Raw genomic sequence first — 17,895 nt, 5'->3', positions numbered from 1 at the left:
AGCGTATTCGGTGAATTTCTACTTGCAGGCTTCCCTGTCGCTACGGAGTCTTTGAAAAAACGCCCCCAGCACTGTCCGGCATTCCTCCGCCAGCACGCCGCCCACCAGCGCCGGTCGGTTGGGAAAGTCCTCCATAAACAAATTCGTCACGCCGCCGCAGGCCCCGAAGGCCGGGTCCCGCGCACCGTAAAAGACTTCGGCAATTCGGGCGTTCAGAATCGCTCCGGCACACATAGGGCAAGGCTCAAGCGTCACATACAGCGTACAGCCGTCCAGTCGCCAGCTGCCAAGGCGCGTATTGGCGGCCGCAATGGCCTCCATCTCCGCGTGAGAAGCGGCGCAAGCCAATTCCTCGCGGCGGTTGCGGCCCTCGCCAATGATCTCGCCGTTCCGGACGATGACGCAGCCCACCGGCACCTCTCCGGCCGCCGCCGCTTCCCGGGCCAGGATAAGCGCCCGGCGCATATAACTCTCGTGCTCCATGCAATTTTCTCCTGTTTAAAAATTGGAATAATTGTCCAAACTCCCCGTAAGATATAGAGCGTAAGGAATGGGGGAGTCGTATGAAAAACGCGTTCTTTTCCAGACGTCCCGCGCAGGATCCCATACTGGCGGTCCTGCAAGGCGAGTTGCAGGCGGCTCAGGGCGAGCTGTCTCTGGCATATCGCCAGTTCGATCTGGCCACAGACCCGGAATTGGTTGAATCCTGCATTTTCCAGATCAGCGCCGCCAAAGCACGGTGCAATTACCTGATCCGCGCGATCAAGGCCCGCTGCCCCGACACGGCAGCGATGGCAAAGACGGAGGAGGCCGCCACATGGACCTGAGTCAAAAAGTCATGGTGGGACTGCTGGCGGTGTTTCTGCTGGCAGCTCTGCTGCGTATTTTCAAAGCGCCGCTGCGGTTGGCTCTGAAGCTGCTGATCAATACGCTTCTTGGCTTTCTTGCCCTGTACCTCGCGGGCCTGACGGCCCCGTTGACCGGCATCACACTGGGGCTGAATCTCTGGAACGCCCTGATCGTGGGGATTTTGGGTCTGCCCGGATTTGTGCTGCTGTTGTTGGTACAGTGGATCTTGTAGCGGCTACATATGATTCAGAGCGGAGGCGGCGCGCCGTCTCCGTTTTTCTATGCAAGATTAAAAACAAAAGTTAGATTTTGAGAGATATTAATAGTAATCAAAAGATATAACGAGGTACATCAATACTAAATCGATTTCGTATTGACTTTAAGAGGAACGAGTGTTATAAATAATCTTGCTTTGATTTTACCCTGAACCGTCAGGTTTGTAAAGAAAATCAAGAATTTCATATACGGAGGAAAAAATATGTCCACTTTTATGGCGAATGCGTCCAATATTGAGCGCAAGTGGTACATCCTGGACGCCGCCGGCAAGCCCTTGGGCAAGACGGCTGTTCGGGCTGCCGACATTCTGCGCGGCAAGACCAAGCCCACCTTTACTCCCCACGCTGACTGCGGTGATTTTGTCGTCATCATCAACGCCAGCAAGGCAGTGCTGACCGGCAACAAGGGTACCCAGAAGATTTACCGGACCCACTCTGGTTGGATCGGCGGTCTGAAAGAGACTCCCTACCGCATCCTGATGCAGGAAAAGCCGGAGCTCGCCATGCGCGAAGCCGTCCGCGGCATGCTGCCCAAGAACGTCGTGGGCCGCACTTCCCTGACCCGCCTGCACATCTATGCCGATGAAAACTACGAGCAGCAGGCACAAAAGCCCGTGGCGCTCGACGCGGAATAAGGAGGAAGAACAGAATGTATCAGTCTAAGAAGCCCTATCTGTACGGCACCGGCCGGAGAAAGTCCTCTATCGCCCGCGTTCACCTGTTCCCCAACGGTACCGGCTCCATTACCGTCAACGGCCGCGGCATCGACGAGTATTTCGGTCTGGACACCCTGAAGATGGTGGTACGTCAGCCTCTGGAGGCCACCGACAACACTGGTAAGATGGACGTTGTCGCCACCGTCACCGGCGGCGGCGTGTCCGGTCAGGCCGGCGCTCTGCGGCACGGTATCGCCCGTGCCCTGCTGCTGGTCAGCGAAGACAACCGTCCCGTCCTGAAGAAGGCCGGGTTCCTGACCCGCGACCCTCGTATGAAGGAACGCAAGAAGTACGGTCTGAAGGCCGCCCGCCGCGCGCCTCAGTTCTCCAAGAGATAATCTGCTTATCAGAAAGCCCTGTAACCTCATGGTTACAGGGCTTTTTTATGTTGGGTAAGGAGGTAGGTGCGCAGAATTTTTTGCTTCAGCTCTCCCTCTAAAAGCAGCGGGGATGGTTGTCAGAGCGGCGCAGGTGTGATACACTGTTTGAAAACAGCACCTGACAGCTGTCAGGACAGGAGGAACGGAACATGCGGGCAGAGGAACGCAGAGCGGCAATCAGATGCTTTCTGGAACAGGCGGACCAGCCGGTCTCCGCATCGGTGCTGGCGGCGCGGCTGGGCGTCAGCCGTCAGGTGATCGTGGGAGATGTGGCCCTGTTGCGTGCTGGAGGACTGAATGTGTCCGCTACGCCCCGGGGATATGTGACCGGGCAGGTGGCGCCGGGCCTTTTGCATCAGGTGGCGTGCCGCCACGACGCCGCCGGGATGCGCTCGGAGCTCAACGCCATGGTGGATCAGGGCTGCACCGTTCTGGATGTGATCGTAGAGCACCCCATCTACGGCCAGCTGACCGGCCCATTGCGGATGTCCAGCCGCTATGACGTGGAGGAGTTCCTGTGCCGGTGCGACCGCTCCGATGCCAGGCCTCTGTCCGACCTGACCGAGGGGATCCACCTCCACACCCTCGCCTGCCCCAACGAGGCGGCATTTCAAAGAGTACTGGCCGTTCTGCAGAAACTGGGAATTCTTTTGTCGGATTGACAGTTGACAAGATAGCTCGTCCGATGTAAAATCCAATGTACATATATGTGTCATGACACATATATGTACATTGGATTTTTTTGAAAGCAGGTGTCCTCTATGAGAAACTTTCGTGCGTTCCTAGCCCGCAAAAACATCGTCATCTCCGCCCATCGCTACGGCATCGACGCCCTGGGCTATATGGCCCACGGTCTGTTCTGTTCCCTGCTCATCGGCACGATTCTTAAAACGCTGGGTCAGCAGATCAGCTGGCAGTTTCTTGTCGACGTCGGACAATACGCTTTCGAAATGGCCGGTCCTGCCATGGCCGTGGCCATTGGTTACGCACTTAAGGCCGACCCCCTGGTGCTCTATTCCCTGGCAGCGGTGGGCTGGGCCGCCAACAAGGAGGGTGGCGCGGGCGGCCCGTTGGCCGTACTGTTCATCGCCATCATCGCCGCCGAGTTCGGCAAGGCCGTGTCCAAGGAAACGAAGGTGGATATCCTTGTCACCCCCGCCGTCACGGTTTTTGTGGGCGTATCCCTGGCCAAGCTGATTGCCCCCGCCATCGGCGCGGCGGCCATGGCCGTGGGTAGCTTTATCATGTGGGCCACCGACCTCCAGCCCTTCCTGATGGGGATCCTCGTCTCGATCACCGTGGGCGTGGCGCTAACATTGCCCATCTCCTCCGCTGCCATCTGCGCCTCCTTCGGCTTGGTGGGGCTGGCAGGCGGGGCCGCTGTGGCGGGCTGCTGCGCCCAGATGGTGGGCTTCGCCGTTATGAGTTTTAAGGAAAACGGCTGGGGCGGTCTTGTGTCTCAGGGGCTGGGCACATCCATGCTCCAGATGCCCAATATCGTGCGAAACCCCCGCATCTGGATCGCTCCCACCGCGGTCTCGGCCATCACCGGCCCTATCGCCACATGCCTATTCAAACTGGAAATGAACGGCCCACCCGTGGCCTCCGGAATGGGGACCTGCGGCCTGGTGGGCCAAATCGGCCTGTACTCCGGCTGGGTCACCCCCAGCGAGGCCGCCGCAAATGCAGGCGCCGCCCCAATCGTCCCCGGCGCTACAGAATGGCTGGGGCTGATTCTGATCTGCTTTGTCCTGCCCGCTATTCTCGCCCCCGCCATCAACGCCCTGTGCCGTAGGGCTGGATGGGTGAAGGACGGTGACATGAAGCTGGTATAACTCCTTTAACAAGTAGTCGAACCGAAGACACTGACATAGTCGACTTTGAAAAGAGCATTTTTGAAACGCCGACTATAAAACTGCGCGTTGAGGGCGGTGCCAGCCTGGCACCGCCTTTTTATCTCCAAGGATCGCCAAATCTCAGGCGCTGTATCCGTACTTTTATTCCCTTTTAAAAAAAGTTGCATATAATGGGTTGGAAGTTCCAGCTTATAATTAAGGAGAATATGCAATGGCTGTCTTTTTTTTACCTGCCGCATATTATGCTGCAGGAGAGTCTCCATACGGCATAGCTAGTGCCGACTTCAATGGCGACGGGAATGTGGACCTGGCTACGCCGTCCATCCAAAGCTGGAATGCAGAAGTTCTGCTTGGATACGGAGACGGTACCTTTCAGGCTCCGGTACCATATTCTGTAGGTATTAATCCTACGGGGATAACGGCTGCCGATTTTAACAATGATGGGAAAACCGATCTTGCGGTGGCAGATTCCAATGGTGGTGATATTGCAGTTTTAATGGGAAATGGTGATGGTACTTTTCAGACCGCTGCCGGATATCCTGCCGGTTCTAATCCAGTCGGAATTATATCTGCGGACTTTAACGGAGATGGGAAAGTAGATATTGCAATAACCGATATTTCCGGAGACGCTGTCGGCATACTGCTTGGGGTTGGGGATGGTACATTTCTGCCAGTCGTCTTTTATCCCGTAGGCCCATACCCGGATGGTTTGGTTGCTGCCGATTTTAACAACGATGGCAAATTGGACCTTGCGGTAGTGAACAGCGATGATACGGTTTCCATATTACTTGGAATCGGAGATGGAACATTTGATGCTTCCGTATTATACCCCGCCGGTTCCGGACCTGCCTATGTGGTAGCCGCCGACTTCAATGGGGACGGAAAGATTGATTTAGCGATTACAGACAATAATACGGATAGTGTTGCCATCCTGATGGGGAACGGAGACGGAACCTTTCAGCCTCCGGCATTATATGCGGCCGGTTCCGGACCCCTTGGCATTACGGTAGCCGATTATAACGGCGACTTCAAGTTAGATCTGGCAGTTACCAATCCGCTGACAAACGAAGTAGCAGTACTGTCCGGATACGGAGACGGTACCTTTCAGGAACCACAGTTCTTCTCTGTAAGCAACTATCCTTCAAAGCTGGTCAGCGCGGATTTCAACGGAGACGGAAAGATTGATATTGCGGTAACAAACAATTACTCTGACAACATTGCAGTTTTAATCAATGATCAGCCCGCGCCCACCCGGGGAATCCGCTTTTTTTAGACAACAATGCACAACGATTAAAAAGCTGCGCTGTCCGCAGAAACCTGCAGACAGCGCAGAATCGGTTTCCTTTGCATGAATCCCGGAGCATATGGCTTGTTTCCCCGCTTCCCCTGACCACAACAAGGTCTGGCGATGGTTTTCAATTCTCCGTCGGCGCTCAGCCGTTCAAGCATGGCGCAGGGGGTAACAGAACTATTCCTGCTGATGCACAATCGATATCTGATCTCGGCCATTCTCTTTTGACTGATACAGAGCCTCATCGGCTTTTTTGATGAGCTGCTCCATGCCAAGCTTTTTGTCTACCTCTATAATTCCCACGCTGACAGTCACGTTGTAGGATTCACCCTTTTCCTGGTTTTTGAGCGAGTCCATTAAACGCTCCATGATTTGTTTCGCTTGATCCGGTTCCACGGTCAATATACTCAGAAATTCGTCTCCGCCCCATCGCGCCGCAATGCCATCCCCGCTGATTGCTTTGCGTAACTCCTCCCCCACAATTGAGAGAATTTCATTTCCAAATATATGACCATAGGTGTCGTTAATCCCTTTAAAGTGGTCAATATCGAACATAACCAAGGTCTTTCTTCGATTCTTGTATTTACGGATAAACCGCAAATACAGTTTAGCGAATTGCTTTCTATTTGGAAGTCCGGTCAGTTCATCTGTATTCTCTATCGTAATGACACGCTGATTATAATTGATGAAAACAGTTGTTGAAACCATTGTGCAGGCAATCGTTGCAACGAGCATAAAAAGGATATTACTCTTGACTCTATCCTGAAACACGCTGCTGATTGAACTGGTATCCATCTCCAGTATAAAGTGCCAGCCCAGAGTTTCGTTATACTTCGTTATAAGGCACTTTCTTTCGCCGTCTGAAGAATACCATTGTAATATGGGAGCTTCGGACTTGTTTAACTTTATTCTATTTGTAATTCCAGTTAGCTTTGGCAAATCGTCTTCTCTAATAAAAATATTTGTATCACCTGTAAAGGATGTTCTTGCCCCCAATGTATTTATAATATAAACGGAAAGGCCATAGTCCTTCTCATAAGAGCAAACGGTATTTTCCAGTGCGTCAACCTGAAGCCCCACGCCAATCACACCCAGGAGTTCTCCGTTATTGTTCTCAATGCGAAAATTTACAAATACGGTAATATAATCGTTTTTCGTCTGATTTGTATCGACTTCCAAATCATACTCGTGCCCGGACCCGATAAAATTATAATACCAGATATCGTGCGTATCTTCCTTGGAAAGAGTTTTGTTCAAGCCGTCCTGATAATAATAATTTCCGGTCTGTGAAGAAACGCAGAATACAGTTGTATAGTCGTACTCTTCCTGATATGTCTTCAGGTAGCTGTATAACTGTTTCAGGTATGTATCATTTTTGACGTTTTCCGGTTCCTGCATCAGCCAATTCTTTAGGAATTCATCATTCGCCATTGTTTTTGAGACCATCACGGGCTTTGTCATAGTGTCCTCAATATGGCTTGAAATGTCTTTATCTGCAAGACTCAAGACATTTTCCATGTGTTTTTCCGCCAGATCCTGATACGCCGTTGTATCCTTATAGACGATGCCAACAAATCCAATTACAATCGAAAAAATGATGGCCAGACTGCTGAGCAGCAATATATGTTTTTTCACATTTTACCCCTTTTGTGATAGAATCCATGAACAGTCATCGATCTTGAACGCCGAATTAAAGCGTGGGATATTTCAACAAAACCGCTCAAAAAAGGTTCTTTGCCGCATTCACTGACTATCCCATATAGCATATACCAATATATTACAAATTTCAACATGAAAAGAAGCCCCACGGGAGAAAGAAACTCCCATGGGGCGATACCGCCAAGGCAATGTCTGATTATTGTCCGTCCGAACTGTCTTCACCCTCGGCACTTTCAAATCCCCCTACTGCTCGCTTATGAGCCGCAGTGTCGTCCGGGGTGGCATCGGAGGCAGGGTAACAGTCCGCGTAGGATTCCTCGTAGCTTTTCCGATTCTGCTCGTTGTTAGGGGACATCCTCTTCAGATTCAGAGCAAATGCCAGAATGAAGCCCAGCCCGTATCCCGCGATGATGCCGGTGGAGCCAAAATGGATGACCAGGGCGGTAACGACGGCGCAGAGAATAATCGACAGGCTGGAGACCTGAGCTATTCGGCGGTAAGCCGCGCGGATATTAAAGTCGGGGCAGGTCTCCTTACGCCGACGGGTCAGCGGAATGGAGGAAAAAAGGGCTACAGCCGCCTGAATGCCGACAGCCGCCATCAAAATAAACCCGCCCGCTGCGGAGCCGAAGAAAAAGGGAACATCGTTAAAGCTCATGATTTGGAAACCTCCTGAATTGAAGGGGGGCGCTCAGGACTGTTCCTTGCCGCAGGGTAATATCTGCTCTGAGAGCCGCACCTTGCAGCCGTGAAAATGATATATGCAATTTATCATACACCGTTTTATTTTATTGCACAAGCTTTTTCTCTGCTCCTTGACGTTTGTATCTTGCGCTTGGGCTGTGAAGCGTACCATTACCGCCCGCCTTAGGCTCAGCCAAAACGGAACTCTGAAAGCTTGGACGTTTCCAATCAGCGCGGCAAGCGTAGCCTGCTGCGGGAAAAGGATTGAAAGGTTTTATAACTTACGATAAAAAAACTCTTACAAACTGCAGCGTGATGGGAACGCGCGGATTGGGCGCTTCAATCGTATTGAGCGTGAGTCGGCCCTCCTGGACCGAGTAATTAATCTGCGGCTGAATGACTCCGTTGACAAACAGGTTCTGATAGGAACTCAGCTGCGGGGCAGAGATTCCCTTGGTCCCGTACATTGTAATTTCTTCCTGATCCGTATAGATCTTATTTCCGTTTGAATAGGCGTTGTAGGCATACACCTCCGCTTTGAGCAGCAGATCCTCTGAATCCTTGATGACGACGGATTCAAGAACAATCATCGCTCCGGTGGGAGGGATATTTGTTGTGGTCAGTTCAAGATGGTCCTCCGCAACAATAAAATTTGTGTTCGGCTGCAAAGTGCCGTTTATATAGAGGTTGAAATATGACACTGCGTCCGGCGAAGGGATACCTTTGTCCCCATATTCAACCAATTCGTCGTTGTTTGTAAATACCATTTTGCTCCCGTCTGAAACCGTGACGTATTTATTGTCCATGACATAAACTGCTTTCCCGTGGTTTTGACCGAAGGTAACAAACGTCAGAATGATCGTTTCATTTTTTTCCGGAACGTCGTTGGTCAGCAATTTCAGCTGGCCCTCCGAGATGGCATAATTGACATTGGGCTGCAACATCCCGTTCACAAACAAATTGTAATAGGAGACGCTGGTGGGAGAAAGAATTCCCTCGTGTCCATATTCCGTGAGTTCATCCTGGTTCGTGTATTCCGTTTTTACTCCATCAGATAACGCATTATACTGATAAATAATTGCCGAAAGCAGCAAATCATAGATCACAGGGATACACGTATTGAAGCAGACAGCGTCATAGATTTTCAGTACGCTGATCAGAATTTTTTCACAAACCGCGGATTCGGCCGGCTGGACCAAAACATCGACGTAAGCGCAGGATCTTGCTTCTGTTTCAAAGTCAATCAGAACGTCTATCTGGGCAATTTCATTTTCCAATAGGACCGGAACGCCGCAGCAATGGAATTTCTTAACTGAAAAGTCCAAAAATGCTCCTTTGGGGACATCAATGCAGATGTGTTTAACTGCATAAAACGGAATGGGGGAAGACTTCTCTTTCCCCTGGATATAAACAACGATATAGCCTTTGATGGAAACGGTAACCAAATTCTTCTCCGTAAGGGAATCCGTTCCCAGGCATTTCTTAGTTGAACACAATACCGTAAACGCAAGGCCACTCGGATCAGATGTGCTGACCAATTTTCCGTTTTCATCCGTCAGCAGGCAGATGATGAAAGGCGAATCGCACTGTGACATAATAATTGCTCCATTTTTCTGAAAATGATGAAGGGACTTTCGTTTGAATGCCTGCCGATGCTATGTAGCAACAACCCCGAGAACTCCCGAAGTTGTTGCCCGACCAATTACCTAACGGTCTTTGGTCTCATTCCACTTGATGCAATCAGCCGGTAATGACAGGCGCAGTTGTCTCCGGGGCAAAGTTGGTGACAGCCAGAGTGATGATCTTTCCCTCTTCAATGGTGGTTGCCGCGCTAAAGGTGATGGTAACCGCAGTAGTGGTAACGGTAGTTACCACATTGCCTTCCTGCAATTGGCCGTTGATAAACAGGTTATAATAGCCGTTATTTGCGGTGGCCGGCACCAGTCCGCCTGCCGCGACGCCAGTTCCGGTGTCGTCGATCCAGTCCGTGTCGTCAATCGTATAGGTGGCGGCGCCGGTATACCCGCCCGTCGGAGCCGTATTGAAGAAGCGAAGCGCGGTTGGCTTGGCGGTGGTTGTCGGCGCCAAGGCAGTCATTGATAGTTTCAAAAGTGAAGTGGCCATAACACACCTTCATCATAAAATATTATGCTGAGTTGTCGGACAATTCAATGTCCATTCCATTATATGAAGTCTTGCGCGTGTTGTGTGAATTCCGGGGCAGGCCCACCACTCGAATCTAATAAAATGGACAGCCGTTTTTTAGACGGCTGTCCATACTTTTAAAAAAATTCGGTGAAAGCGGAGCGTTTTTTTAGAAAGGCAACTGTATATTCTCTCTGGCGCTGAGCGGCTTGCTTTCAAACCAACACATACGGGAGGCCGGCTGCGCCGGTCTCCCGTTTTTCTGCGGTCTCACTCTCCCGCGCAGTGTTCGCAGTCGTGGTCGCAGATATTCAGCTCTTTGCCATAGGTAATCCCGTTTTTGTCGTAGTAGTCCTTCACCGCGGCCTTTACCGCCTGCTCCGCCAAAACGGAGCAATGGAGCTTATAGGCCGGAAGGCCGTCCAGGGCCTCCACCACGGCCTTGTTGGAAAGAGCCAGCGCATCCGTGACAGGCTTTCCCTTAATCATCTCCGTGGCCATGGAGCTGGTGGCTATGGCACTGCCACAGCCAAAGGTATTGAACTTCACATCGCTGATGGTCTGGGTATCCTTGTCCACCTTGATATACATCCGCATGATATCGCCGCACTTGGCGTTTCCCACCTCGCCGACGCCGTCGGCGTCGTCCATTTTTCCCACATTCCGGGGATTCTGGAAGTGGTCCATCACTTTTTCACTGTACAGCATTTTCAAACGCCTCTTTCTAATTCAAATAATATGTTTCCGCTGCCCATGCTCCAGCTCGTCCCACACCGGAGAGATGTTTCGCAGATACTCCACGATCCCCGGTGTCACCGCCAGAATGTGGTCAATTTCCTCCTCTGTGTTGTACTCGCTCAGACTCAGGCGCAGCGACCCGTGGGCCACCTCGTGGGGAAGGCCCAGTGCCAGCAGCACGTGGCTGGGGTCCAGGGACCCGGAGGTGCAGGCGCTTCCCGAGGACGCGCACACGCCCTCCTGATCCAACAGCAGCAAAAGCGACTCCCCCTCGATCCCCTCGAAGCACAGATTCACATTGCCGGGAAGCCTTCGCTCCCGCTCGCCGTTGAGAATGCTGTGAGGAATCTTTGTCAGTCCGTCAATCAGCTTATCCCGCAGGGCGGTCATCTTCACCGCGTTTTTCTCCATGCTGGCGCAGGCCTCGTCAAACGCCGCTGCGGAGCCCACAATGCCGGGGATATTCTCAGTCCCGGCCCGCTTTCCCCGCTCCTGCGCGCCGCCGTAAATCACGTTCACCAGAGAAACGCAGCCCTTTCTGGCGTATAGGACACCGACGCCCTTGGGCCCGTGGAATTTGTGGGCGGACAGGCTCAGCAGGTCGATATTCATGTTCTTCACATCAATGGGCAGATGCCCCGCCGCCTGCACCGCGTCGGTGTGGAAGGGCACCCCTGCTTCACGGCAGAGCCTGCCGATCTCGGAAATAGGCTGAATGGTGCCGATTTCATTGTTGGCAAACATAATGCTCACAAGGCAGGTATCGGGGCGGAGGGCTTCCCGTACCTGTTCCGGAGAGATCACGCCGGATTTAGGGATCTTCAGCAGCGTAATTTCAAACCCTTCTTTTTCCAGCCGCTCCAGCGTATGCAAAATAGCGTGGTGCTCAAACTCTGTGGAGATGATATGCTTTCTTCCTTTTTTCGCTCCCGCCGCGGCGGCGGAGCGCAGGGCCTGATTGTCCGCCTCGCTGCCTCCGGAGGTAAATGTGATTTCGCTGGGATCGCAGTTCAGCCTCTGTGCAAAAATCTGTCGGGCCACGGACAGCTTTTCCGCCGCCCGCTGACCGATAGTGTGCAAGCTGGACGGATTTCCGTAAAACTCCTGAAAACAGGGCAGCATGGCGGCCACCGCCGCATCGCTGACGGCAGTCGTTGCCGCATTATCGGCGTAAACACGCATATACGGTTCCTCCTTCTATTTCATATTTCTTTACTATGATTTGAATATATCACAGTTTTCCTACTTGTCAAGTATGATACAAAATATTTTTTGTATCATTTTGGCGGATTGAAAGCTGCCGCATTCTGGGTTCCGCCAGAAACGCCGTTGTAAACTGGTAAAAATGTAAATTTGTCACCCTTTTGTGTTTTATTTTGTCGAACAAACTGATATACTGCTTCATACCGAGTTGAATTTCAGAAAGGATGTCTTTTTCTATGCGTCGATTCCTGCCGCTTTTGCTTGCGCTTGCCATGCTGACATCTCTGGCCGCCTGCGGCGCGGTCTCTCCCGCTTCCGGCGGTTCCGGCAGCGGAAGTGGCTCCGGCGGCTCCTCTGCCGCTTCCTCCGCCTCCAGTGAACCGGAAGCCCCGCAGGTGGAGCCATATACCATTTCAGACCCCACTGTGGAGCCCGCCGGCGACATGGTTGACGGTGTCCCTTACACCGCATGGGACGGCGTGGTGGAGCACCTGTTTTTTCATCCGGTGATTGCCTATCCCCAGCTGGCTTTCGACGGGGACGCCGAGTCTAACGGCCTGGATGACTATATGGTCACCGTGGATGAATACGACAAAATTTTGCAAAGTATTTATGACAAGGGCTATATACTGGTGGACATCAACGACGTGTGGAGCGAAACCACAGGTGCGGACGGCCAGCCCACCATGGTCCGAAACACCCTGTACCTGCCCGAGGGGAAAAAGCCCCTGATTCTCTCCTATGATGACGTAAACTATTATCCCTATATGCTGGAGAACGGCTTCGCTTATAAATTGATTGTGGGGGACGACGGCCTGATCTGGAGCGAGGGCAAGGACCCCCAGGGCAACGAGGTCGTCTCTCAGGATCTGGATGCCCTTCCCATTCTGGACAAGTTCGTCAGGGAGCACCCGGATTTCTCTCCTTTCGGCGCCAAGGGCTGTCTGTCTCTGACGGGGTACTGCGGCATTTTGGGTTATCGCACCCAGACAGATACCAAAAGCTGGACAGCGGCGCAGGAGACCCAACGGCAAAAGGAAATTGAGGCGGTAAAGCCCGTCATTGCGGAATTGAAGCGCACCGGTTGGACCTTTGGCAGCCACACCTGGGGGCATATCCGCTTGGGCACCAAGTCCATGGCGACAATTCAGGCGGACACGAAGCGGTGGTTCGACGAGGTGGGCAGCCTTGTGGGACCCACTACGATTCTGTTTTATCCCCATGGAGAGCGGCCGGACGGCGACGACTGGAAAAAAACCGGCCCGGTATTCCGGTACCTGCAAAGTCAAGGTTTTCGGGTTTTTGCCTCCGTGGGCATTGAGAGCTTCAGCTATATTAAAGAGGACATCTGCGCGGTGATCTGCGACCGGCTCCACCCGGATGGCACCACCCTGCGACACTCCCGGGACCGATATCTGCAATTCTACGACGCAAAGGATATCATGGATGTGAACGTCCGGCCTCAGCGGCAGATTGACTGGAAATAACTTTTGAAGGAGTTGTTTGTATGACGCGTGAGGAACTGAAAGCCGCGGCGGTCCGGATGCTGGACAGAGCTTACTGCCCCTACTCCCACTTTCCAGTGGGCGCGGCTCTGGAATGCGCAGACGGCACGGTATTTACCGGCTGCAACATTGAAAACGCGGCCTACCCCGTGGGCACCTGCGCGGAGCGCACCGCCATGGGCAAGGCCATCAGCGAGGGGCACCGGGACTTTGTCCGCATCGTGGTGGCCGGAAGAAGCGAGGACTACTGTGTGCCCTGCGGCATGTGCAGACAGTTCATGCAGGAGTTCGCGCCTCAGATGGAGGTCATCTGCCTCAACGGCAAGGGCGAGGAAATGTCCCTTACCCTGAAAGAGCTGCTGCCTCACGGTTTCGATCACTCGTTTTTGTAAACCGGCGCGTTCCGTTCTCTGTGAAAGCAGTACGTTTGTCTTCTTCGGCGATTCGCTTTTTACTCAAAGCATTGAACAAGAGAGGCGTCACATCTGTGATGCCTCTCCCGTTAATTGCTTGTGTAATATCGATTCTCCAGTCTGTATGCATATCGTCAGCCCGCCGCAAAAGCCTTACCTGCCGAAAAAAATTCGTACCGATAGCGCGGAGCCGATAAACCCCACCAGATCGGCAGTCAGCGCCGCCGGTATGGTATGTCTGGTGCGGGTAATTCCGGCAGCGCCAAAATAGACGGCAATGGTATAAAATGTAGTCTCCGTGCTGCCCAACATTACCGCCGCCACCCGCCCCGTATAACTATCCGGGCCATAAGTTTTCATCAACTCGCTGCCCACAGCCAACGCTCCGCTGCCGGAAATGGGCCGAATCAGCATCAAGGGTGTCAAGTCCGCAGGAATTCCCACCTTTTCCAGCAGCGGCGCACACAGTCCGGACAGCCACTCCATCGCCCCGGAAGCCCGAAACATGGCCACGGCAGTCATCAGCCCCACCAGCGCCGGGGCAATGCGCAAAAGCACCGTCAGGCCCTCTCCCGCTCCGGCAGTCAGCGCACCGTAAACATCCACCCGCCGCCAAAGGGCAATGATTGCTGTCCCCGCCAGCAGACCGGGTACCACCATCGCAGAAAGGCTCATATTCTCCTCCTGCCCAGAAAGGCCAGAGTCTTTGCCGCCGCCAGCCCGGCCGTCACGCTCAGCACCGACGACAACCACACCGCCGGCAAAATATCAAACGGCGCCGCGGCGCCGGCAGCGGCGCGGACGGACGCGATGGTCGCCGGAATTATCTGGATGGATGCCGTATTCAGCACCACCAGCAGGCACAGTTCGTCGCTGGCAACCCCCTCCTGCCCTCTGGCCATCCGTCGGGCAGCCTGAATTCCCAGAGGAGTGGCGGCGTTTCCCAGCCCCAGCAGATTTGCTGAAACATTTGCAGAGACAGCCGAAAGCGTCTCATTGTCCCGGCTGGCGTTGGGCAGCAGTATCTTCAACAGCGGGCGAAACGCACGCGCCAGTTTCGCAGACATTCCGCACCGGTTCATGATCTCCATGACGCCGCTCCAAAGGCAAAGTACGCCCGCCATGGAGAGACATAATTGAATTGCACTCCCCGCTCCCGCCAGTGCGGCCGTGGAAACCGCTTCCATGCGCCCATTCAGCATCCCAAATACTACGGATAGTGCGACCATTCCGGTCCATAGAACCGCCATAGCCATTTTTTACCTCCCTCTATTGAAAAAATGCAATGTAAAATGAGCAAAAACGAAATATCTACAAAATCAAATTTTCTGATTTTGTTTTTATCAGGAATACAAAGAATGAAAAAAATGTGAATATTTGTAAAAAGATTGCGAAAAGAATTGACAAAATATTACATTCTGTGTTATTGTCAGTTAGCCGAAGAATTACAATAATAACCGTGAAAAAGGAGACAAATTATGAAATCAACCGGAATCGTGCGGAAGGTAGACGAATTGGGGCGTATTGTACTTCCAATCGAGATGCGGCGCACACTTGATATTGCTGAGAAGGACGCATTGGAAATCTATGTGGAAGGTTCCTCCGTCATTCTCAAAAAATACAAACCCAGCTGCATTTTCTGCGACAGCAACAAAGATATTGTCCAGTTCAAAGGCAAGAACGTCTGCCCCAAGTGTCTGCACGAATTGACTGAATTGCAGTAATTTTTCCTGCGAATTTTCCCCGCCTGCCCTCCCTGCCGATGCGGATTGTCTCCAAGGCCTTACGCCCGGAGGCAAAAGCAAAAAAGCAAGGCCGGCATAAGTGCTGGCAGCCGTCAACTGAGCGCAGCGACAACAGCCGCCGCGCTTTCAAACTGTCAAGAAGCCCACCTTTTGTATGATACAAAAGGTGGGCTTCTGCGGCACCAATAAAAAATTGCCGTGAAAGATAACTTTGTTTGCAACGTGAAAGAACTTAGCTTTGCCCGTAATAGGCGTTGACCCCGTGCTTGCGGAGATAATGTTTATCCAACAGCTCCCGCTGCATAGCGCCTCGCCGCGGCTCCAGCATCAGCGCGTGGAAATCCATAAAGGCAACCTCTTCCATGACGACGGCGTTGTGGACGGCGTTAAGGGGGTCGGTCCCCCAGCTGAAAGGACCATGGCTGTTGACCAGCACGCCGGGAACGGCCGTCGGGTCAAGTCCACGCTCAATGAACGTCTCCACAATGACATTGCCTGTATTCCGCTCGTAAGGGCTATTTTTGTCATCGGGTGAACCGATCTCCGCCGGTGTCATGAACCGGGTGCATGGAATCTCACCGTAGAAATAGTCACCCTGCGTGGTACCCATGGCAGGAATACCCCGTCCAGCCTGCGCAAAGCTGGTGGCCCAGCGCGAGTGGGTATGCACAATGCCCCCCAGCTTTTCCCACATCCGGTACAGCACCAGATGGGTTGCCGTGTCGCTGGAGGGCTTATAGGAACCCTCCACCACGATGCCATCCAGATCCACCACAACCATGTCCGCGGGTTTCATGTCATCGTACTCTACGCCGGAGGGCTTGATGACCACAAGGCCGGAGGCCCGGTCGATACCGGATACGTTACCCCAGGTAAAGGTCACCAAATTGTGCTTCGGCAGCAGCAGGTTTGCTTCGCAAACCTGCTGCTTCAGTTCTTCCAGCATAACAGGCCTCCTTATTTCAATTTCCAGGCCAGCTCATTCCAGAACAGCTCCTGCTTGAGTCTTTCGAAAGTGGTGTCGGCGGTGATATGGACAAACTCAATGCCCATAATTTCGCACCAGTCCTCCATCATCTGCGCGGTGACCTGCGTGGTCAGGACACTGTGGTGGGCGCCACCCGCCAGAATCCAGCACTTTACGCCGGTGAGAAGATCCGGAGCAGGCTTCCACATGACCCGGGCCACCGGCAGATTGGGCATGGGCAGTGTCGGCTTGATGCACTCGATGTCCTGCACGATCATCCGCATCCGGCCACCCATATCGATCAGGGAGACGACGCAGCCCTTACCCGCTGCCCCCTCAAACACCAGACGGGCGGGTGGTTCCTTGCCGCCGATGCCCAGAGGATGGACCTCGATACGGGGCTTTTCCTCCGCGACGGAGGGGCAAACCTCCAGCATATGGGCGCCCAGGGAAACCTCTTTCCCCGGCTCAAGATCATAGGTGTAGTCCTCCATAAAGGCGCTGCCGCCTTTCAGCCCCTCGCCCATGGCCTTGACGATGGCGGTCATGCCGGAGACCTTCCAGTCGCCCTCGGCACCGTAGCCCATTCCGTCAGCTAGGATGTTCTGGCTGGCAAGACCGGGCAGCTGCCGCATTCCATAAAGGTCCTGAAAGGAGTTGATAAAGCCCCGGGCTCCTTCCCGCTCCATGATTTTGCGGATGGCCAGTTCTTCCTTTGCCTGATAGCGGACGGAGTCCAGATCATCGGTGGCAAAGTCGTAGCGGTCCCTGTACTCCGCCAGTTTTTCGTCAATCTCGGTCTCTGTAACGGCGTCCATCACTTCCACCAGATGGCCCACGGGCCAGTAGTCCACCTGCCAGCCCAGCTTGATCTCGGATTCCACCTTGTCGCCTTCGGTAACGGCCACATCCCGCATATTGTCGCCGAAGCGGATCAGCCGCAGATCTTTGGAAAAAGCCGCGCCCACGGCGGCGCGCATCCAATCGCCCAGCTCCTTTTGGACGAGCGCGTCCTCCCAGTAACCGACCACGATTTTTCGGGCCAGCCGCATCCGTGCGCCGATGAACCCGTGCTCCCGGTCGCCGTGGGCGGCCTGGTTCAGGTTCATAAAGTCCATGTCGATCTCCTCGTTGGGAATATGCCGGTTATACTGAGTGGCAAAATGGCACCAGGGCTTTTGCAGCAGGCCCAGTCCGTGAATCCACATCTTGGACGGGGAGAAGGTGTGGCACCAGGTAATAACGCCGGCGCAGCGGTCATCTGCGTTAGCTTCCTTCATGACCCTTGTGCACTCCGACTCGGTTTTAACGGTTACCTTATAGACCACTTTGCAGGGAATTTGTTCAGCGGCGCTGAGCTTTTCCGCCATTTCCTTCGCGCGGGCCTCCACGGTTTCCAGCACCTCCGGGCCATACAGGAACTGAGAGCCCACAACAAACCAAAATTCATAATCCTTCAGCATGACAAT

General features: G+C 53.3%; 21 protein-coding genes. 10 read left to right on the top strand and 11 right to left on the bottom strand.

Annotated features, from left to right (window positions below):
• Window positions 1-18: 18 nt before the first annotated feature.
• The gene (locus ABWQ15_RS07785) at window positions 19-483 is read right to left on the bottom strand and encodes a nucleoside deaminase (protein WP_353908193.1); all 465 of its coding nucleotides are present in this window, start codon (window positions 481-483) and stop codon (window positions 19-21) included.
• Window positions 484-563: 80 nt separating this feature from the next.
• On the opposite strand from ABWQ15_RS07785, the gene ABWQ15_RS07780 reads away from it, so the two are divergent.
• The 7 genes from ABWQ15_RS07780 to ABWQ15_RS07750 all read left to right on the top strand — a co-directional run bounded on the left by ABWQ15_RS07780 (window position 564) and on the right by ABWQ15_RS07750 (window position 5,349).
• Window positions 564-827, top strand: a complete 264-nt coding sequence (locus tag ABWQ15_RS07780; RefSeq protein WP_353908192.1) for a DUF2508 family protein — start codon at window positions 564-566, stop codon at window positions 825-827.
• Window positions 818-1,081, top strand: a complete 264-nt coding sequence (locus ABWQ15_RS07775) for a pro-sigmaK processing inhibitor BofA family protein (RefSeq protein ID WP_353908191.1) — start codon at window positions 818-820, stop codon at window positions 1,079-1,081. The genes ABWQ15_RS07780 and ABWQ15_RS07775 overlap by 10 nt, the downstream gene beginning before the upstream one ends.
• Window positions 1,082-1,327: 246 nt before the next feature.
• Window positions 1,328-1,759, top strand: a complete 432-nt coding sequence (gene rplM / locus ABWQ15_RS07770; protein ID WP_353908190.1) for a 50S ribosomal protein L13 — start codon at window positions 1,328-1,330, stop codon at window positions 1,757-1,759.
• A 14-nt stretch (window positions 1,760-1,773) separates the two neighbouring features.
• A complete protein-coding gene (gene rpsI / locus ABWQ15_RS07765; protein ID WP_353908189.1) occupies window positions 1,774-2,178 on the top strand; it encodes a 30S ribosomal protein S9 in 405 nt (134 codons plus the stop codon).
• Between the two features lie 191 nt (window positions 2,179-2,369).
• The gene (locus ABWQ15_RS07760) at window positions 2,370-2,882 is read left to right on the top strand and encodes a transcription repressor NadR (RefSeq protein WP_353908188.1); all 513 of its coding nucleotides are present in this window, start codon (window positions 2,370-2,372) and stop codon (window positions 2,880-2,882) included.
• A gap of 99 nt (window positions 2,883-2,981) precedes the next feature.
• Window positions 2,982-4,055, top strand: coding sequence for a PTS sugar transporter subunit IIC (locus ABWQ15_RS07755; RefSeq protein ID WP_353908187.1), 1,074 nt, complete (start codon window positions 2,982-2,984; stop codon window positions 4,053-4,055).
• Between the two features lie 232 nt (window positions 4,056-4,287).
• Complete coding sequence (locus ABWQ15_RS07750; protein ID WP_353908186.1) at window positions 4,288-5,349, top strand: FG-GAP repeat domain-containing protein; 1,062 nt, start codon at window positions 4,288-4,290, stop codon at window positions 5,347-5,349.
• A gap of 195 nt (window positions 5,350-5,544) precedes the next feature.
• Here ABWQ15_RS07750 and ABWQ15_RS07745 read toward each other — a convergent pair whose 3' ends face one another.
• The 6 genes from ABWQ15_RS07745 to nifS all read right to left on the bottom strand — a co-directional run bounded on the left by ABWQ15_RS07745 (window position 5,545) and on the right by nifS (window position 11,775).
• Entirely contained in the window at window positions 5,545-7,002 is a 1,458-nt protein-coding gene (locus ABWQ15_RS07745; protein WP_353908185.1) for a sensor domain-containing diguanylate cyclase, read from the bottom strand.
• Between the two features lie 220 nt (window positions 7,003-7,222).
• Window positions 7,223-7,684: a hypothetical protein gene (locus tag ABWQ15_RS07740; RefSeq protein ID WP_353908184.1), complete on the bottom strand. Its 462-nt coding sequence runs from the start codon at window positions 7,682-7,684 to the stop codon at window positions 7,223-7,225.
• Window positions 7,685-7,991: 307 nt separating this feature from the next.
• On the bottom strand, window positions 7,992-9,305 hold the full coding sequence (locus ABWQ15_RS07735) for a DUF4183 domain-containing protein (protein WP_353908183.1): 1,314 nt from the start codon (window positions 9,303-9,305) through the stop codon (window positions 7,992-7,994).
• Between the two features lie 145 nt (window positions 9,306-9,450).
• Window positions 9,451-9,834, bottom strand: coding sequence for a DUF4183 domain-containing protein (locus ABWQ15_RS07730; RefSeq protein ID WP_353908182.1), 384 nt, complete (start codon window positions 9,832-9,834; stop codon window positions 9,451-9,453).
• 291 nt (window positions 9,835-10,125) lie between these two features.
• Window positions 10,126-10,563, bottom strand: a complete 438-nt coding sequence (gene nifU, locus ABWQ15_RS07725) for a Fe-S cluster assembly scaffold protein NifU (RefSeq protein ID WP_353908181.1) — start codon at window positions 10,561-10,563, stop codon at window positions 10,126-10,128.
• A 21-nt stretch (window positions 10,564-10,584) separates the two neighbouring features.
• Entirely contained in the window at window positions 10,585-11,775 is a 1,191-nt protein-coding gene (gene nifS, locus ABWQ15_RS07720) for a cysteine desulfurase NifS (RefSeq protein WP_353908180.1), read from the bottom strand.
• Between the two features lie 257 nt (window positions 11,776-12,032).
• On the opposite strand from nifS, the gene ABWQ15_RS07715 reads away from it, so the two are divergent.
• Both ABWQ15_RS07715 and cdd read left to right on the top strand, forming a co-directional pair.
• A complete protein-coding gene (locus tag ABWQ15_RS07715) occupies window positions 12,033-13,283 on the top strand; it encodes a polysaccharide deacetylase family protein (protein ID WP_353908179.1) in 1,251 nt (416 codons plus the stop codon).
• Between the two features lie 20 nt (window positions 13,284-13,303).
• Window positions 13,304-13,693, top strand: coding sequence for a cytidine deaminase (gene cdd / locus ABWQ15_RS07710; RefSeq protein ID WP_353908178.1), 390 nt, complete (start codon window positions 13,304-13,306; stop codon window positions 13,691-13,693).
• Between the two features lie 174 nt (window positions 13,694-13,867).
• Here the strand turns inward: cdd and ABWQ15_RS07705 are convergent, their stop codons facing one another.
• Window positions 13,868-14,389, bottom strand: a complete 522-nt coding sequence (locus ABWQ15_RS07705) for a spore maturation protein (RefSeq protein ID WP_353908177.1) — start codon at window positions 14,387-14,389, stop codon at window positions 13,868-13,870.
• Window positions 14,386-14,970 (bottom strand): spore maturation protein A, encoded by a 585-nt coding sequence (locus tag ABWQ15_RS07700; protein ID WP_353908176.1) that lies wholly within the window; start codon window positions 14,968-14,970, stop codon window positions 14,386-14,388. The genes ABWQ15_RS07705 and ABWQ15_RS07700 overlap by 4 nt, the downstream gene beginning before the upstream one ends.
• A 222-nt stretch (window positions 14,971-15,192) precedes the next feature.
• On the opposite strand from ABWQ15_RS07700, the gene ABWQ15_RS07695 reads away from it, so the two are divergent.
• Window positions 15,193-15,438 (top strand): AbrB/MazE/SpoVT family DNA-binding domain-containing protein, encoded by a 246-nt coding sequence (locus ABWQ15_RS07695; RefSeq protein WP_353908175.1) that lies wholly within the window; start codon window positions 15,193-15,195, stop codon window positions 15,436-15,438.
• Window positions 15,439-15,691: 253 nt separating this feature from the next.
• Here ABWQ15_RS07695 and ABWQ15_RS07690 read toward each other — a convergent pair whose 3' ends face one another.
• Both ABWQ15_RS07690 and araA read right to left on the bottom strand, forming a co-directional pair.
• Window positions 15,692-16,405, bottom strand: a complete 714-nt coding sequence (locus tag ABWQ15_RS07690; protein ID WP_353908174.1) for an L-ribulose-5-phosphate 4-epimerase — start codon at window positions 16,403-16,405, stop codon at window positions 15,692-15,694.
• Between the two features lie 11 nt (window positions 16,406-16,416).
• Window positions 16,417-17,895 (bottom strand): L-arabinose isomerase, encoded by a 1,479-nt coding sequence (araA, locus tag ABWQ15_RS07685; RefSeq protein ID WP_353908276.1) that lies wholly within the window; start codon window positions 17,893-17,895, stop codon window positions 16,417-16,419.

It is taken from the genome of Oscillibacter sp. (assembly GCF_040505565.1).
Taxonomy (GTDB): Bacteria; Bacillota; Clostridia; order Oscillospirales; family Oscillospiraceae; genus Oscillibacter.
The sequence above is the reverse complement of the archived record's forward strand: the minus strand, read 5'-3'. Positions and strand labels throughout refer to the sequence as shown.

Excerpts from the sequence above, each read along its gene's own strand:
- ABWQ15_RS07785 (WP_353908193.1), bottom strand. The coding sequence starts at position 483 with ATGGAGCACGAGAGTTATATGCGCCGGGCGCTTATCCTGGCCCGGGAA.
- ABWQ15_RS07780 (WP_353908192.1), top strand. The coding sequence starts at position 564 with ATGAAAAACGCGTTCTTTTCCAGACGTCCCGCGCAGGATCCCATACTG.
- ABWQ15_RS07775 (WP_353908191.1), top strand. The coding sequence starts at position 818 with ATGGACCTGAGTCAAAAAGTCATGGTGGGACTGCTGGCGGTGTTTCTG.
- rplM (WP_353908190.1), top strand. The coding sequence starts at position 1,328 with ATGTCCACTTTTATGGCGAATGCGTCCAATATTGAGCGCAAGTGGTAC.
- rpsI (WP_353908189.1), top strand. The coding sequence starts at position 1,774 with ATGTATCAGTCTAAGAAGCCCTATCTGTACGGCACCGGCCGGAGAAAG.
- ABWQ15_RS07760 (WP_353908188.1), top strand. The coding sequence starts at position 2,370 with ATGCGGGCAGAGGAACGCAGAGCGGCAATCAGATGCTTTCTGGAACAG.
- ABWQ15_RS07755 (WP_353908187.1), top strand. The coding sequence starts at position 2,982 with ATGAGAAACTTTCGTGCGTTCCTAGCCCGCAAAAACATCGTCATCTCC.
- ABWQ15_RS07750 (WP_353908186.1), top strand. The coding sequence starts at position 4,288 with ATGGCTGTCTTTTTTTTACCTGCCGCATATTATGCTGCAGGAGAGTCT.
- ABWQ15_RS07740 (WP_353908184.1), bottom strand. The coding sequence starts at position 7,684 with ATGAGCTTTAACGATGTTCCCTTTTTCTTCGGCTCCGCAGCGGGCGGG.
- ABWQ15_RS07735 (WP_353908183.1), bottom strand. The coding sequence starts at position 9,305 with ATGTCACAGTGCGATTCGCCTTTCATCATCTGCCTGCTGACGGATGAA.
- ABWQ15_RS07730 (WP_353908182.1), bottom strand. The coding sequence starts at position 9,834 with ATGGCCACTTCACTTTTGAAACTATCAATGACTGCCTTGGCGCCGACA.
- nifU (WP_353908181.1), bottom strand. The coding sequence starts at position 10,563 with ATGCTGTACAGTGAAAAAGTGATGGACCACTTCCAGAATCCCCGGAAT.
- nifS (WP_353908180.1), bottom strand. The coding sequence starts at position 11,775 with ATGCGTGTTTACGCCGATAATGCGGCAACGACTGCCGTCAGCGATGCG.
- ABWQ15_RS07715 (WP_353908179.1), top strand. The coding sequence starts at position 12,033 with ATGCGTCGATTCCTGCCGCTTTTGCTTGCGCTTGCCATGCTGACATCT.
- cdd (WP_353908178.1), top strand. The coding sequence starts at position 13,304 with ATGACGCGTGAGGAACTGAAAGCCGCGGCGGTCCGGATGCTGGACAGA.
- ABWQ15_RS07705 (WP_353908177.1), bottom strand. The coding sequence starts at position 14,389 with ATGAGCCTTTCTGCGATGGTGGTACCCGGTCTGCTGGCGGGGACAGCA.
- ABWQ15_RS07700 (WP_353908176.1), bottom strand. The coding sequence starts at position 14,970 with ATGGCTATGGCGGTTCTATGGACCGGAATGGTCGCACTATCCGTAGTA.
- ABWQ15_RS07695 (WP_353908175.1), top strand. The coding sequence starts at position 15,193 with ATGAAATCAACCGGAATCGTGCGGAAGGTAGACGAATTGGGGCGTATT.
- ABWQ15_RS07690 (WP_353908174.1), bottom strand. The coding sequence starts at position 16,405 with ATGCTGGAAGAACTGAAGCAGCAGGTTTGCGAAGCAAACCTGCTGCTG.